Genomic DNA, 16,383 nt, shown 5'->3' on the forward strand with positions numbered 1-16,383 from the left:
AATAAATCTAACTAAATACGGTTGATGTTTTGTGTGTAAACTCAAAATTAGCCAGAGAAACCGTCGATGAGCCAAAGACTTTGTTAACGGATATTGTTGATGTGCAGGCGCGTTTTAAAATATTTTGGCGATTATTTTGTTGATAGTATGTAAATCGACAAAAACAAGACGCTAGAGAAAGATTTGGAATAAAGCTATAATCAGCAGCTTGCCGAGCAAAATAACTTGCTAGCAAAAATCGTAGTTCAGCACATACTACTTATGAACTGCGTCTTTTCAAGGAATTCAACGGCCATCTGTCTGGATAATCCGTCTCCTGTTTTGCATTGATTGACGTTACAGTTTGATTCCTTCCATGTCTTTTCGCTTTATATAAAAAATTATCTGCTGATTTTAACAAACAGTCTATTGCTTTTGTATGTTTTGAGCAAGCTGCAACGCCACTGCTAATTGTAATATTGATTGGAATTTCGTCGTATTCAAAGATAGTTGATTCAACAATTGTTCTAAATCTTTCAACTGCTGCTGCTGCATTTTCAAGAGATGTTTCAGGCATTGATATGGCAAACTCTTCGCCGCCTAAGCGTCCAATTATATCTGAAGATCGGAATTCTGCTGTTGCTAATGTGCAAATTTTTTTTAAAACCATATCCCCTGCAGAATGTCCCCATGTATCATTTACCATCTTAAAATTATCAATGTCAAAAATTGCTACAGAAAATTCAGTATTATAGCGAGTTGCTGAAGATAATAACGCTCCAGAAATCTCCATAAAATGGTGTCTATTGCTGACACCCGTCAAGCCATCCTTTGTTGCAAGCATTAAAAGATTTAATTCTAAGTTTTTTTGTTCAGATATATCAGTAATCATAATGAAAGCACCTCCAGAAGAATTATCTAATCGAGATATTGGAGAGCTTGAAAACAAAACCCAAAAACATTCGCCATCTTTATTTCTAATCCTACACTCTAGTTTGGGTATGGACCGTTCAGTTGCATTGATAATTGTTCTTGAAAAAGATTCTTCGCCACAAGACAAAAAAATGCTATCAATATGTAACTCGTGAAGCTCTTTTTCGCTATAGCCTGCTAACTTCTGGATTATTTTATTTGAATAAGTAATTTCAAAATACTGATTAACAGCAACGATGCCCTGGTTTGATGTTTCGACTATGAGTCGAAACTTTTCTTCACTTTCTTTTAGTTCATTTTCTGCGCGCTTTCTGTCAGTAATGTCTGAAACGAAACCTTCGTAGCTGTTGATATTCCCGAATTTATCTCTCACTGAGCGCATAAACAAAGATACCCATGCGATAGTTCCGTCTTTCCTTTTTCTTCGCTGCTCAAGCCCATACAGGCAACAGTTTTTAAGTTGATCTGTCGTTTGCGTTCTTTCAGATTCATTGACATAAATATCGGATTCAATAGAACTAACGCGGTTTATTAAGTCCTCTGCGGAATCATATCCGTATATTCTTGCCAAGCTCGGATTTGCAGCAAGATATTTTCCATTTGGTGTTGACTCAAAAATGCCTATGGGAGAATTTTCGATCAAATTTTTGTATTTATTTTTAAGTTTTTGGAGACTAGTTTCAATTTGCTTTCTTTCTGTAATGTCAACCATTACTGACAAGTAGAACTTCTGGCCTTGGGACTCTATTATTTCTCCGTAAAAAATTCCTTCATGAACATTGCCGTCCTTGTCATATATTTGCGCTTCGCTGTTTTTAATTTGTCCGTCTTTTGAAAGTATTTTTAATAAGTCACAATACTTGTCATGGCTTGTGAATAAATTTAATTCATCAGAGGTCTTTCCAATAACTTCGTCTCTTTGATATCTAGTTATCTCGACAAATGCATTGTTTACATCTATCAGTTTCATGCTAGGCATAATTGACAAAGCCATAGGCGCTGGATTGCTATTGAATAAACGCTCGAATCTTTGCAAAGCTTCTTGTTCTAGTGTTAAGTCGCGTGATATTCCAAAAATACAATCTTGACCTTTCCACCTGCCTTTCCATATTCTTGTTTCTGCGGGCAGTGCGGAACCATCTTTTTTCAACAAGGAAAGAGGGCAAGTTTCTCTTTTCCCCTTTAGCATGTCAGCAAAGATAGTCACTGCTTCATGCCTGACGTTTTCTGGATGAATATCGATGACGTTCATGTTTAGTATGTCTTGCAGCGAAAATCCTAAAATTTCTTGTACAGAGTGGTTTACCTGAACTATTTTGCCGTCATTACTAACAACCCAGGCTATGTCATTGATTGATTCAAAAAAGCTTCTAAAACTGTCCTCGCTCTCTCCAAGAGCAATTTCTGCCTTTTTTTGATCCGTTACGTCAAATAGCACCCAAACGACTCCTCGCCCTATGTCCATTGCATCAAGAGCACTGCCCGAAATCTTAACCCAAACAACTTCTCCACATTTTCTTTTTAATGGCCACTCTGTTGAAACGATACGTTGTTTTGCTGTGGCACTCCAGTAACGCTCTCCAAATTTTAAAAACGAATCACTATTTACATGCAACATTTCAACGGAGTTCCCAATTAGGTCATTCTTGTCATATCCTAGCATTTCGAGTAGGCCAGAGTTTACATCAGTTATGACGCGATGCTTTGTAACAACAAGAATTCCGAATGCAGGAACGTTAAAGATACCATTTTTCCAAGAAATGCTGTTAATTATATGACACTGCGCTCCCAAAAAATTTATCTCAGCGTCACTAAAAGAAGCGCGTTTAGATTCAAGTTCGACTACTCGTCTTCGTGCGACACTCAACTCTTCTTCTATCTCGGAATACGTTAAATTCACATCTTGCATGCTGGAGCCTATTAGTGCGTATTGGTTTTGGTGTTGAGACAATAATATAAAGGTCGCAGCCAACAGCTTTCCTGATTTGTCTAACAATGCAAAAAAAATGAGATAAAGCAGTAGATGCAATCAAAGTACTTTAAAAAACACGCATGCAATAGACTTTATCCATCTAAAATCATGTCCTCACTTTCATTCAACGGCAAATAACCCGAAGTAAGTAAACATCAATGCCACTTACTAGGACAAATAATCAAATCATGGGTAGGCATCTTTCAAAAATATGAACTATACTGTACATCGCATCAGTTGTCAAACAGCACCGAAAATTGACCCCCAATCAGCGTCCAATTTTGACCCCCTCGAATTGAGCGCCATGGCTTCTCCTCGTGGTTGGGGGGGGGGGGGGGGGGGGAGCTTATTGGCTTCTGTGTTTGAGCCTCCAGATGTCGTTGCCGGTCTCGATGATCTCGCAATGATGGGTCACCCGATCCAAGAGCGCCGTGGTCATCTTGGCGTTGCCAAAGACTTGGCCCCACTCGCCAAAGGTCAGGTTGGTCGTCACCAGGACCGACAAGGAAACAGCTATTCCGACTACGAACCAGATGAGCCAAGGAGGGAAGCTTGTCACCATGGAGCTTCCTTATTGAGCAGCTTGACGGAACAATCCTTGAAAGGAATCTAACTTACTAATTTTCCAGTCAATTGCCCTCAAATACACTGGGAACACATGGATGGTTTCGGACCACACTTCCCGGCGTCATCCATTAAAGCCCAACCCTCACCTTAGGCTGGCCAGGCAGAAGACAGCGCACTGCCGACAGTCGGTCTTTCCCACCCTGGCTCGGTTGGCCATGGCCGACCTTACCATTATTTCTCCCTGGACCGAGTCATCAGGGTTCCGGTAAAATCATTTCACTGGAAAGGTACCGAAAATGGTTCCGACGGTCCAACCCCTTGTCGCTGTGAGCAAAAACTTCTCGTACGAAAGCAGCCCCGCCGACCCTTCCGAGTGACGGGGCTAACTAGTTCGCAACAAACTGATAATAATGGATTTCTGCGAAACACTTTTCAGAGGACAAGACGGATCAAGAATCTACACGCCGAACGATTTGAAGCATACCATCCGCATCACAGGTGACCCAGAAATCATCATCTTCTTCAACGGGCGAAGGGTTCAACCCGCAAATCTCATAGTATTTCTTGTCCAGTTTCATTAGTTTATTCAAATACACACGCAAAATCTCCATTGAAACATTGAGCGCTTGGACTATCTCTTCAGCACAATGACCACTTCGTATAAGCTTACGCAAAACATGAGCATCAAAATTTGACTCTTCTTTCATACCAACTCCATTTAGTTGAGTTTATCACTATGGCTCAGCAGCTGGCCACTTTTATCCTGTTGAATGTTTAACACCAGCATAATCAAAAAAAGCGGCATCAGAGAGTGCATCTGTCAATCTCGCATCAAGATCAAAAGCTAGCGAATAGCTTCCGCGATCAATATTGCATCAAAAGCATCAGAGACAAGCTGGCCAAATCTTATGCCTATCTTGACACACACCAAGGGCTTTTCCATTGGACTTTCATACCACACAACTTCAATGTGACGCTACTTATTTCTGGCAGATGCGCAAGCATTTTCTATCTAATTGGCAGGACTAAGCCAGTCCGAGTCCGCCTCCAGGCCACTTCAATAACTCAGAGACCTGCACTTTTTACCAACTGGACAGGAGATGTACCAGGAGAACCCTTGGAATCGGATCAGAAAGGAGAAAAGATATTCAATTTGGCCTACTACTGCCTCTTGGACAAAATTGATCCTTGCTGGGACATTTTCGGTTCTCCAGAATTTATCCAAAATTCCGGTTATTCAGAGCTGGACGTTCAACCCATCTTCTACGCTATAGACCCCAAATTAATGAAGTCATTTGGACATCACGCAGTTATACTTGAAAAATAATCTGCCAATACGTATTTGCCATTTCCTCCCTATACCGTTTAATTAATTTTCGCTAGACAACGCACTTTCAAAAACTTCTCCATTGCCTCCTTTTTAAAGACATGCTATTTACAGCAAAACATACTTACACTTGAGCATTTTTTTTGGCACACTATCAGTTTTCCCATCATCTTGGAATTTGCAGACAAATCGTCAACAAAACGAGGACGCTATGTTCAGAGACATGAAAATCCGTACAAAGTTAACTTTGATACTTGTTTTGTTAGGCGTCGGGCTGGCTACTTTATTTCTGATTTCCCGATTGACATTAACAAAAGTAGCAATTGGCAGCAATGCATACAACGATATACTCTTAAGTAAAGATCTCAATGCAGACATATTACCACCGCCCCTTTATATAATCGAGAGCTACAATTCCATGCTTAAGGCGACATTCATTAGCAACGACAACATTGAAGAAATTCTAAAAGCAATCGAAAAGGACAAGAAATCGTTTGAAGAGTCTAGATCTATTTGGACGAAAAAATTACACGCAGGAGAGATAAAAAACGAATTACTCGACAAGGTTTGCGCAAGCGCTGAAAAAATATTTGACGTATTTACCAACAATGTCACCCCTGCTATACAAGTCGGAGATCTAATCAGGGCAAAACAAATCTTCAATGAGGCAATAAACCCTGAATTTTCAAGACATCGTAATTCAGTAGTAAACCTTGCATCTCTTCTTGAAGACTTTAGCAAACAAGTTGAATCCCAGGGCGTCACAGAGGTAAACTCTGGAAGTTTATTCTTGGCAATAGGATTTTTCGTTATTGCTATTGTAGTAATAGCCTTATTTTTCCTCTTCGCTCGATTTCTCATGCACCAACTTGGTGATGATCCCTCCTCACTGGCAGCAATCACCATGCAAATCGCTGACGGTGACTTGACCGCTCGATTCGACAAAACACGACCTGAGATAGGTGTGTTCGGGTCGGTCAAACGCATGACGGAGACCCTCAAGAACAGGCTAGGTTTCGCTCAGGGCGTTATGAATGGCATTGCAACGCCATGTATCGTTGTCGATCCAAAAGCAAAAATCTTGTTCATGAACCAACAGATTATTGATTATATCGAACGCGGAGGGAAACCCGAAGACTATCTTGGGTTTTCAGCCGCTAAGTTCTTTTACAATGATGAATCGAAACAAACTATGAGCGAAAAGGCCATTGCGCAGAAGTCTGCTGTCGCGACCAAGGATGTTTCATTCATGTCATTCAAAAACAACCCAAGGTTCTGCAACTTTGACTCGTCACCGATCACCGATTTAGACGGCAATATCATTGCAGGAATCACACTCATAACGGATTTGACGGAAGTCGTTGAGCAGCAGCGCGCTGCTAAAGATGCTATCGCTCGTGGCACTCTACAGGCCGCAAAAAAACTTGAATCTATTGTGGAGATCGTGACTTCAGCTTCTGAACAACTCTCTGCTCAGATAGAACAATCAAGTAGAGGTTCCGAAGAACAAGCGCGTAGCATTTCAGAAACTGCCACAGCCATGGTAGAAATGAACGCAACAGTACTTGAAGTCGCTAAAAACGCTACGAACGCTGCCGGAACAGCTGATCAGGCAAAAACCAAAGCTGAAGAAGGAGCACGGGCGGTAAGCCAAGTTGTAAAGGGTATTGGTCAAGTCCAAAATCAATCCCAAGAAATGAAAATTGACATGGACAATCTGGGCAAGCAAGCTGAGGGAATCGGACAAATTCTAAACGTTATCTCCGACATTGCCGACCAGACCAACCTCCTAGCCCTGAATGCCGCAATTGAAGCAGCCCGGGCCGGTGACGCCGGACGAGGATTCGCAGTTGTTGCTGACGAGGTCAGGAAACTGGCCGAAAAGACTATGACCGCCACTAAGGAAGTCGGTAACGCGATCCGGGGCATCCAGGACGGCACCAAAAAGAACATCGAAAACGTTGAGCGTACTGGAAAATACATTGAAGAGGTTACCAACCTCGCCACTAATTCTGGCGAAGCTTTAAACCAAATCGTCACTTTAGCAGATAAGACCACTGACCAGGTTCGTTCAATTGCGACAGCTTCTGAACAGCAATCTGCTACAAGTGAGGAAATTAATCGCAGTATTGAAGCAGTGAACCGGATTTCCTCCGAAAGTGCTGATGCGATGCGCAAATCGGCTCAGGCAGTAACTGAACTGGCAAATCAAGCACAAGTTCTTAAGCGCCTTATCGAGGAGATGAAATCTGACAGTGGATCTGGCACTAAAAAACTTCCTGCAGGAAAGAAGCCACTTGCATTAGAAAAAGGGTAATGAGAAACAATCTTCAAACATGCCAACCTACTCTTTCGCACCGTTAGTTTCAACTGCAAGGAAGGTTTTATCCTAGCGACAAAGGGGTGAGCTTTCATTATGTTCAATCAACACATATTGAGTTCACCCCGCAACCCGAATAAATATATGCCATTCCGAGACATTAGACACATATCAACAAACATTCTTGGCGAAATATCTACAACAACTTATGACAAGAAAGTTTTACTTATCATGTACTATTCCGAATTACTAGCTCTTAACTTCGTAGAAATCGAAGAATTATTCAAAACGCATGGAAGAATCAAGCTGCATAGAATATTTTATCTAGATGTAAACTTTGTTGAATATGTCTACTCTCTTTTTTTGAATTCAGGAATTGACACCATTATGAAACAACTTTTTGAAAGGCTTACCAAGATACAAGAATTACTCCACCAGAGAAAACATCTTAAATCTTGCGAAACCTCAAAGATTATCCAATAAGCCTCGTCAAAACAAAGCAAGACGAAAAATAATTCGCACTTGGCAAAAGATGCAGCATTCTTCCTATTATACGCTACGAAGCCGCGCTACCCCACTCCAGGACCCGGGACAAGGCAGTTTCTAAGGTTTTAGCGGCAACTCGGGACTTAAAATTCGCGAATGTTATCCAAAATCCCCAGATTATCCAGCCCGGTTCTCCAGTCTTTTTAGCACAAAATCGTTGGGGATTGGACGGTAAAAAGTTAAACTGGGGGCAACCATTGTCACCGGTAACGCACATGGTTGCATCGCGTCCGAATCAAAATACCGACGATAAGTAACTTTTCAAATTGATCTTCTTGTTGGCGATGCCGAGCTTCTTGCGAATGTTATCACGGTAGGTTTCGACCGTTCGCGGAGAAAGGTCCAAGGCTTCAGCGATCTCCTTCGTCGAATTGCCCCTGCGAATTCTGGCCGCGATTGACCTTTCGCGCTGAGTTAGGCGCGCATCACCCAAAACAGGCTCGGCCGCTAACGCTTCTGCCTCGCTGCCGCTGAGTACTCTCAGTAGTGCATCGGCGGCTTTGACCCCAAGCACGTCTCGTCGGTATTTTGTCAATCCGTCTCTTAGGGCTTTGCAGAGCACTTGCGTGGGGCATGGTTTGGTTAAAAAACGGAAGACCTCACTTTGGTTAACGGCCGCGATGGCGGACTCCAGATCGCCATGGCCCGTCAGTATGATTCGTACGCAGTCGGGGGCCAGCTTTCGGAGATGCTCCAGGAATTCAACGCCGTTCATGCCTGGCATTTTGTAGTCGGAAACAACCACGGCAAATGGCCCGTTTCGTCCCATAGATTTCAGCCCCTCCGCACCTCCTTGTGCGGTGTAGAGGTCAAATTCCCGGCGCAGCGCTGTCTTTAGAGCGTCCAGGACATTCCGTTCATCATCAACGAGGAGGATTTTTTCCGTCATGCAACGATTACTCCCGGTTAAACCCCGAACGCACAGCCGAACAGGGAAGCCCGCGTAATGACCTGCCGGCCTTCCTCGGACCAGTCAATTCTTGAGGGTGGCTCCTGGGTTTGAGTTGTTGCCGACCATCTGCGCAAAGGCCATCGGCGGGCGACTTCAGCCCCAGCCGGCGGCTTGCCAACAGCCCCACCATGTTATATATAATCCTTTATATTCAATAAGATGCTGCCCGTTTCTTGCGCCTCGAACGACGTTATCAAGGATTGCCGATGCCCGTCGCCTCAAAAACTCACTCTCGCCCGACTCGAACGTCTGCTGTTTACCGCCGAGGACTATAACCTCAACATCCGGCGCTATGTAGACAACTCGCCACCGCCCGAGCCCTACGACGTGCGGGCGCACCTGCACGGCGGCGTGCCCCGGACCGAGGGCGCGGCGCTTGCCCCTTACTTTGCCAATTATCCCGGCCTGTCCGAACTGTTGTTTGTCGCCCGCGACGACAACTACCTCGATTTCGCCCCGGCCATCACCGAAAACGGCGGCCGCGACGGCATCAAGACGCGCATCGAGGCCGCGCCCGGGGTGGTGAGCAAACATGCCGCTTTCCATGCCGCCCTGGACGGCTGGTGGCAGGCCGCCCTGCCGCAGATCGAGGCCTTGCCAGAAAAAATGAACCTCTTCGCGCTGTGCCGCGCCCTGCTCGATACCATCGCCGCCGCGCTCGTGCCCCAGGGCATCCTGACGCTGCAGCAGGTACATGGGCCTTTGCCAATTACATGACCAAATGTTCTCTTGATAGACTGTCCAATTTTCCGCAACACTTTCAGGGGCACACTGCAAGAGGCGGTGGTTTAACTATTGGAATTACTTTGCCGCATCGACAAGCTTGATGATGGCTTCCGTGATATCAATCTTCAGATCAATGAAGGCGAAGCCGTTTTTGTCCTGTACGGAAAGCAGGCGGTGCTCCTTGGCGTAATCGGTCAACACCTTGTTGATCCTGTCCACGATGGGCTTGAACGTGCCGGCTTCCTCCTCGCCGATGTCCTTGCGCAGCGCCTGCGCGTCCGCCATATACTGTCGCGCGAGCTTATCCAGTTCCGCCTGCTTGCCGCTCCTTGGATCGTTGAGCGCCGTATCGGTTTTGAGCTTCTCTATGGCCTCTTCCTGCTTTTTCAACGCATCCTGGCGGGCGGCGAACTTGGCTCGCACCTTTTCAGCGGCCTGCATGCCGGCATTGCACTTGGTGATCACTTCCCGAGTATTGATCACCGCCATGGTCGGTTTGTTTTCCAACATCTGGCAGCCCGAGCACACCAGTAGAGCGCCAAGCACCAGCAGGAATCGGAATCGAAGCGGCATGACAACTCCTCTTGCAATTTGTAGGCATGCCCCCGGCCCTACGCCGGCGGGGGTTAAAACGTGTATCTGAGCCCGATGCTGGCGGCCTGGGACCCGTAGCCCGGCCGTAGCAGTTCCATGCCGGCCCGGGCCGTGGCCGAGAGTTTCGACGACACGCGCATGCTCACTCCGACGTCGACCAGCGCCGAGTGATACGCGTGATTGGCGCTTTTCACCTGATAGGCGGCCCCCGGGGAGCCAATGAACGAGGCCACGATGTTTTGGGATTCGCCTAGCCACTGGGTACTCCACCCCACGCGCACTTCCGGCGTCACATCCCCGGCCGGCGTCTCGAAGGTCCGGGCCACACGCGCGCCGAGCACCGTGTTGAGGGCCTGGGTGTCGCGGGCCCGAATGCTTTGGCCAAGGGTGCCCGCGCCGGTTTCCTGGAAGGCGTTTTCGTGCAGCCACTGCCAGGACGCCGCCGCCAACGGGCCGAAGGTGTAGTCCCCGGCCATGAAGTCGTAGCCGCCGCCAGTGGACACGTTCACGTTCCAACCCTCCCAGTTCCCTTTAGTCGTGTACGATCCGCTCGGCAACGGCAGGGAGCGCGAGGACCGAAAGGTGTTGTAGGCGCCGCGCACACCGGCATCGGCGTGCCAGGGGCCGCTTCGATAGGCGGCCAAGAAACCGAGACTCCAGTCGCTGATCGTGCCCTGGCCGCCGCCTTCGCTGTGGATGTTGATGGACTGGGTGACGAAGCCGGGAGCCAGGGCCAGGGTCAGTTCCGAAAACGGGCGGTAGGTCACGCCGCCGGTGATGCCGCAAGAAACGGCGGCGTACCCGGTCTGGCTTGAGGAGCCTTGCTGCAAGGCCCGCATACCGATGGGCCTGACGAAGACGCCAAAACGCCCCAAGGACAGGGAGGATGCGCCGCCGCTGGTCGTATCAAGCCCAAGCCCATACTGATTGTTTTGCGAAGCCAGGGAGGCCGGGCCGATTTCCAGAGGGCTGGCGAAGCCCTGGCCCGCGCCCTCCTCTCCTTCGTGCAGTCCGGCGTGCTGCGCCGAGGTCAACAGCCGGCCGGCTGCGAAAACATTCTGGGAAAACACGTCGTAGACTTCGGCGCTCAGGACATTGAGCGCATAGTTGGTCAAAGCGTTGGCCGGCGAGTAACCGGTGGTTGTGCCGTAAGAGTAGTCCAGGTTTTTAATGAGTGAGGCCATTTCGCCCGTGGCGTTGTAGGCCACGGCGTCGAGGCCTGCGCCCACCGAGGAGGCCTGGGAACTCGTGCTCGATGTGGCATACGATTGGCGCACAAGGGTGATGGTGACGGCGTTGGCCGAATACACCGGCACGAAGATCCAGTTTTCCGGCGTGGCTCCATAGGTCACGGTGGAATAGGTTCCGGAAATGCTGCCAGTTTGCGTGGTGAGCACGGTCCAGACTGTCCCGGAGTTGTAATACGTGTATTCCGGCTGGATGGAGATCGTGCCGCTTAATGTTGCGTTGCCGGTGACGGCGATCAGATCGTTGGCGGTGGGCGTCACCTGGCAGACGTAGACGCCGGTCACGCTTTGGACGAAGTCGCCGGTGACGGTGAGGGCCCCGGGGGAATTGCCCGGCGAGATGACGCCGCTGACGCTCAGGTTGCCCACCGTGCCGACGCCGTTGAGGGTGGCCCCGCTGGCGATGGACAGCGTGCCGCCGAGGCTTTCTCCCGAAACGAGGTGCAGGGTTCCGCTGCTGACGGACAGTGCGCCGCTGTAGGCGGAGCCGTCAAAGGTCGCGCCCAGGTTGGTCGTTCCTGACCCGGCCAAGGTGAGATCACCGGAACCGGACAGGCTACTGGCCAGGGTGAGGGCGTTGCCGGTGTTGTCCAGGACGCCGCCCCCGGCATTGACGGCAATGGACTGGGCGATGGTCATGTCGGCCGTGGTCGCCAGGGTCCCGCCGTTAAAGGCCAGGCTGGCCGTGGACGCGCCGAGGTTGTTGTCGTTGGATACGGACAGGGTGCCGCCGGCGAGGGTCAAGTCGCCGGTGAAGCCGCTGTTGTCGCCGGAAAGGGTCAGGGCGTAGACGCCGGTTTTGGTGACTTGGCCGCTGCCGGTGATGCTGCCGGCGTAGGTCACTGTTTTTGACGGGGCGAAGTTCAGGGTCGCGCTTGAGGCAACAGCTATCGAGGAGGAGCTGCAGGAGCCGCCAAGGCTCAGGGTTCCGGCCTGGATGGAGGTCGCGCCCGTATAGGCGGCGTCGCCGGACAGGGTCAGGGTGCCGACGCCGGTCTTGGTCAGGCCGCCGGAGCCTGAGACCGTGCCATTGAGGGTCAGGTCGTGGCCGTTGGTGTCGAAGGAGCCGCCGCCGGCATTGAGGGTGACGTCGCGGCTGGAGACGATATCAGCCCCGATTTGCAGGGTGCCGCCGTTGCAGGTCAGGCCGCCGGAGGCGTCGCCCAGGTTGGCGTCCGCCACGATGTTGACCGTGCCGCCGTTGATGTTGGTCCCGCCGGTGTAGGTGTTGTTGCCGGTGAGGTAGAGCGTGCCGGAACCGGTTTTGGTCAAGGAACCGGCGGTTCCTGACACGGCATCGGTGATGACGCCGGAAAGGGTCAGGGTATCGCCGCTGTTGGCGACTTCAAAGGTGCCGCCGCCGGAACCCAGGGCGATCGATTTGTTCAGTGTCAGTGTACCCGTGGCCTGGAGTGTCCCGCCGGCGAGGGTGACGCCGCTTGTGCCTTGCAGATTGTCTACCGAGCTGATGCTTAAGGTGCCGCCGGTAATGGCGGTGGCGCCGGTGTAGGTGTTGGCCCCGGACAGGGTCAGCGTGCCTGTGCCGGATTTGGTCAGCGCGCCGTCCCCGGAGATGACGCCGGAGAATGTCGTGTCGGCAGTGGGCGACCAGACGAGCGTGGCGCCCGAGGCGATGGTGGCCCCCGAAGCGGTGACGCAACCTTCCAGGGTCAGGGCGCCACTGCTGACGAGCAAGGTGCCCGTGCCCAAGTCCACGTCACCGCTGATGGTCCAGGAACCGGCATCCTGTTTGACCAGGGACTGGAAGTTGCGCACCGCGCCATCCAAGCTGACGCTGCCAACCAGGGTCAGGGTGTTGGAACCGCCGCCGCCGTCGATGATGCCGCGTACCGTGGCCCCAGGGCCAAGGGTCACGGTGTCGTCACCCGCGCCGAGTTGGATGGCCACGTCGGTGGCGCTGGCGGCCAGGATGCTGCCGGTGCTTATGATGATGCAGTCGGCGTCGCTGAAGGTCAGGGAGCTGGCCAGGTTGATGGTCCCGGAGTTGGTGAGGCTGGTCAGGCTGGTCAGGCTGCCAGAAAAATCGAGCGTCGCGCCGGAGGCCACGGTTATGGAACTGGTGGCAAGGGAGCCCGTAACGGCCAGGGTCCCGGCGTTGACCGTGGTCGCGCCAGTGTAGGCATTGGCCCCGGAAAGGGTCAATGTGCCGTAACCGGATTTTGTCAGGGCGCCCGTGCCGGTGATCGTGCCCGCGAGGGTCAGGTTGCTGCCATTGGTGTAGAAGGTTCCCCCGGAGGAACCGATGGTGACGTTATTGGTGAGGCTGCTTATGTCGGCCGTTGTCAGGAGCAGGCCGCCATTGAGGGTCAGGGCCCCCATGCCCAGGTTGGAGGCGGAACCGATGGAGAGCGTTCCGGCGCTCACGGTCATGGCTCCGCTGTAGGCGCTGTTGTCGCCGGAAAGGATCAGGGTGCCCGAACCGGATTTGGTCAGGTTTCCGCTTCCGCTGAGAGAGTTGGAGAGAGTCAGTTCGATGCCGGCTCCGGTGGAGACGGCGCTGTTGGCTGTCAGGACGACGGCGTTGGCCAGGCCGAGGGAGGTCGTCGCTTGCAGGGTGCCGCCGCCAAGCGTCACGACGCCGGTCCCCAGGGCGTTCCCTGTGGCGACGGCCAGGGTCCCGGCGGATATGGTCGTGCCGCCGCTGTAGGCGCTGGAGCCGGACAGGGTCAGTGTACCCGAGCCGGTTTTCACCAGACGCCCGCTGCCGGAGATGACGCCCATATAGGTTGAATCAGACGCCCCCGTGTTGATCGTCAGGACTGTGGCGGCGTTCGAACCCAGAGTGACAAGGCCGGAACCGGCGAGTCCGCCGATGGTCTGGCTGTAGCCGCCGAGGGCCAGGGTGCCTTCCGTGTCCACGGTCACGGCCGAGTTCGAGGAAAACGTGTTGGTCGCTCCGGCTTGCAACGTCCCCCGGGTGACGACGGTGGCGCCGGAGTAGGTATTGCTTCCGGACAGGATCAGGGTTTTGATGCCGGTCTTGGCCAGGCCCCCCGAACCGGAAATGATCCCGGAAAAGGTGGCGTTCGCCCAATAGTCGTTGATCGTGAGCACGGTGGCGGCATCCGTGCCCAGGGTGACGCTGCCGGCACCGGCCAGGGAGCGCAGGAGCTGACTGTAGCCGTTCAGGTCGAGGGTGGCCCCCGAGGCCACTGTCACAGACGAATTCGCGGAAAACGTGTCGCCGGCTCCGGCTTGCAGGGTTCCGGCGCTGACCGTGGTCGCTCCGGAATACGTATTCGCGCCGGACAGGGTCAGGGCGTAATCCCCGGTCTTGGTCAGCGACCCCGAGCCTGAGATGATGCCGGCGTAGGCCTTGTTTCCGGTGAGCTTCCAGGTCAGGGCCCCGTCGAGCGTGATGTCGCCGGCTATGGTCACGATGGAATCCATGGTCAAGGAGGCGTTGGACGAGACGGTCAGGCTGCCGAAGCTGGTGAGCATGGAGTCCACGGTCCAACTCGCGGCTTCTCCGTTGCCGCCGATTACCAGGCTGGTCACGCCGTCAGTGATGTTGCTAAAAGTGCCTCCCGTGCCCACGAGGTTGAGCGTGCCGCCGCCCAGGTGAATCCAGTTGTCGCCGAGGTCGGCTGTGTTGGTCAGGGTGACGACGTTGTCCGAACCGGCCGCGTAGATGGCGTACCCACCCAATGGGAAGGCGGAACCATCGGTGACCGTGATGGAGCCGCTCACGTAGAGATTCACCGAGCCCGTGGCGTAGAGAGCGTACCCGTTGGCGGTATTGTCGGCCTCGGCCGTGACGCTTCCGGAAATGCTCAGCGGCGTGGAGGCGTCGCCGCCGTTGATGTTTCCGCTGTCGTAGATGCCGTAGGCTTTTCCGGAAGTGGCCGTGGATGTAATCGAGCCGGACACCCCGCCCGCGATCGATATGTTGGCGCCGGCCAGGCCATAGGCGTTCCCGGAGCCGTTGGCCGTGGCCTTGACCGTGTCTGACACCCCGCCCGTGATGGCGATCCCGGCGCCTTTGAGTCCGTAGGCGTCGCCGATGCCCTCGGCCGTGGCCGCGACTTGGCCGGACAGTCCGCCCGAGATGGAGATCGCTCCGGAAGCATTCAGGCCGTAGGCGCTCCCGGAACTCCCGGTCAGGCCCGTGGCCGTGATCGTGCTTGAGAGACCCTCCGTGAGAGTGATGCCGCCGGAGGCGGCATACAGGCCGTAGACGCTGTTGCTGCCCTCGCCTTTGGCGGTGATGTCTCCGGACAACCCGCCGGCGATGGCGATGCCGTCGGAGGCATGCAGGCCGTAGGCGCGTCCGTTGCCTCCCCCCGTGGCGGCGATGTTGCCGGACACCCCCCCCGTGATGGAGATTACCCCCCCGGCGGACAGGCCGTAGGCGTCCCCCTGGACGCCGACTGTGGACGTGATGTTGGCAGACAACCCGCCCGTGATGGAAATGCCGTTGGCGGCGCGCAGGCCGTAGGCGAGCCCGGTACCCGTAACCGCGGTCGTGATGGTTCCGGCGAGGCCGCTGGCCACAAGGATGTCCCCAGCGGCATAGAGACCGGTTGCCTCGCCATAAGCGGGTGCGGTCGCTGTTGCCGTCAAGGTGACGTTGGAGCCGATAGCGCCAATGTTCAAGGTGGAGCTTGGAGCGGAAATGTCTGTGACGAAACTTTTGCCGCTGGCCTCGATGACGATGGCGGCGTCGCCCGTCAGGCTGAACTGGGCTGCGGAAGAAGAAACGGAAAATACGGGCTGGGACGAATTGCCATTGTCGTAGGCGATCGTCACTTCGTGCACATCGGCGTCGTTGGGGTTCAGAGTGGCTGGCGTTGTGATGGAGAGGCTGCCGTTCGTCAGCGTGAGCTTGGGCGAATACGTGATCGTATGCAGAAAATGGATGATGTTGCTGAATGGATCAGTGGCCTTCGTAAGGGCGTTACGCAGCGTCGTCGCCGTGGAGGCGTCGTCGGTATACTTGTCGACTGTCTGTTCCGTTGCGCCCCTGGCCGGGCCGACGGCCAACAGCACGAACAAGGCTGCCCAAAGCATCGCCAGCCAGCCAAAGCCACCGCGCTGTATGGTTGCCCTCCCCCGGGGAGCACGCCCGTTGCGACCTGATACGACATGTCTCACCGCGAGACGGATAACGCGAAAAAGACAGTCGTGGCTGTCAAGGATTCCCTTGTTTTTTGTGTAACGAAATTCGGGGACAGGGCAGCTCCGTCCGGCCAGAACGGA

Annotated in this window: 8 protein-coding genes and 1 pseudogene; 3 read left to right on the forward strand and 6 right to left on the reverse strand. The window is 52.7% G+C overall.

The genetic code is table 11. The features are described 5' to 3' along the window. Window positions 1–259: 259 nt before the first annotated feature. From DMR_RS23430 to DMR_RS14010, 3 genes and pseudogenes are all read right to left on the reverse strand, one after another. Window positions 260–2,884, reverse strand: a complete 2,625-nt coding sequence (locus tag DMR_RS23430; RefSeq protein WP_232502799.1) for a PAS domain S-box protein — start codon at window positions 2,882–2,884, stop codon at window positions 260–262. A gap of 346 nt (window positions 2,885–3,230) precedes the next feature. Then, window positions 3,231–3,386 (reverse strand): annotated as a pseudogene (locus DMR_RS14005) (ATP-binding protein); the annotation flags it as partial. 514 nt (window positions 3,387–3,900) lie between these two features. Beyond that, window positions 3,901–4,158, reverse strand: coding sequence for a hypothetical protein (locus tag DMR_RS14010; protein ID WP_015861581.1), 258 nt, complete (start codon window positions 4,156–4,158; stop codon window positions 3,901–3,903). A 410-nt stretch (window positions 4,159–4,568) separates the two neighbouring features. Between DMR_RS14010 and DMR_RS14015 the strand changes: the two genes are divergently transcribed. Together DMR_RS14015 and DMR_RS23435 are read left to right on the forward strand one after the other, a co-directional pair. After that, on the forward strand, window positions 4,569–4,778 hold the full coding sequence (locus DMR_RS14015; protein ID WP_015861582.1) for a hypothetical protein: 210 nt from the start codon (window positions 4,569–4,571) through the stop codon (window positions 4,776–4,778). Window positions 4,779–5,001: 223 nt separating this feature from the next. Next, window positions 5,002–7,095 carry a methyl-accepting chemotaxis protein gene (locus DMR_RS23435; protein WP_232502800.1) on the forward strand — a complete coding sequence of 698 codons (2,094 nt, stop codon included), beginning with the start codon at window positions 5,002–5,004 and terminating at the stop codon, window positions 7,093–7,095. Window positions 7,096–7,879: 784 nt separating this feature from the next. Here DMR_RS23435 and DMR_RS22485 read toward each other — a convergent pair. Further along, entirely contained in the window at window positions 7,880–8,533 is a 654-nt protein-coding gene (locus DMR_RS22485) for a response regulator (RefSeq protein ID WP_015861585.1), read from the reverse strand. A gap of 222 nt (window positions 8,534–8,755) precedes the next feature. On the opposite strand from DMR_RS22485, the gene DMR_RS14030 reads away from it, so the two are divergent. Beyond that, the gene (locus DMR_RS14030) at window positions 8,756–9,313 is read left to right on the forward strand and encodes a hypothetical protein (protein WP_015861586.1); all 558 of its coding nucleotides are present in this window, start codon (window positions 8,756–8,758) and stop codon (window positions 9,311–9,313) included. 84 nt (window positions 9,314–9,397) lie between these two features. On the opposite strand, the gene DMR_RS14035 is transcribed toward DMR_RS14030, so the two are convergent. Both DMR_RS14035 and DMR_RS25695 read right to left on the reverse strand, forming a co-directional pair. After that, window positions 9,398–9,895, reverse strand: coding sequence for an OmpH family outer membrane protein (locus tag DMR_RS14035; RefSeq protein WP_015861587.1), 498 nt, complete (start codon window positions 9,893–9,895; stop codon window positions 9,398–9,400). A 53-nt stretch (window positions 9,896–9,948) separates the two neighbouring features. Next, entirely contained in the window at window positions 9,949–16,194 is a 6,246-nt protein-coding gene (locus DMR_RS25695) for an autotransporter-associated beta strand repeat-containing protein (RefSeq protein ID WP_015861588.1), read from the reverse strand. Between the last annotated feature and the right edge of the window lie 189 nt (window positions 16,195–16,383).

It is taken from the genome of Solidesulfovibrio magneticus RS-1 (assembly GCF_000010665.1).
Classification (GTDB): Bacteria; Desulfobacterota; Desulfovibrionia; order Desulfovibrionales; family Desulfovibrionaceae; genus Solidesulfovibrio; species Solidesulfovibrio magneticus.

Excerpts from the sequence above, each read along its gene's own strand:
- DMR_RS14010 (WP_015861581.1), bottom strand. The coding sequence starts at position 4,158 with ATGAAAGAAGAGTCAAATTTTGATGCTCATGTTTTGCGTAAGCTTATA.
- DMR_RS23435 (WP_232502800.1), top strand. The coding sequence starts at position 5,002 with ATGAAAATCCGTACAAAGTTAACTTTGATACTTGTTTTGTTAGGCGTC.
- DMR_RS22485 (WP_015861585.1), bottom strand. The coding sequence starts at position 8,533 with ATGACGGAAAAAATCCTCCTCGTTGATGATGAACGGAATGTCCTGGAC.
- DMR_RS14030 (WP_015861586.1), top strand. The coding sequence starts at position 8,756 with ATGCTGCCCGTTTCTTGCGCCTCGAACGACGTTATCAAGGATTGCCGA.
- DMR_RS14035 (WP_015861587.1), bottom strand. The coding sequence starts at position 9,895 with ATGCCGCTTCGATTCCGATTCCTGCTGGTGCTTGGCGCTCTACTGGTG.
- DMR_RS25695 (WP_015861588.1), bottom strand. The coding sequence starts at position 16,194 with ATGCTTTGGGCAGCCTTGTTCGTGCTGTTGGCCGTCGGCCCGGCCAGG.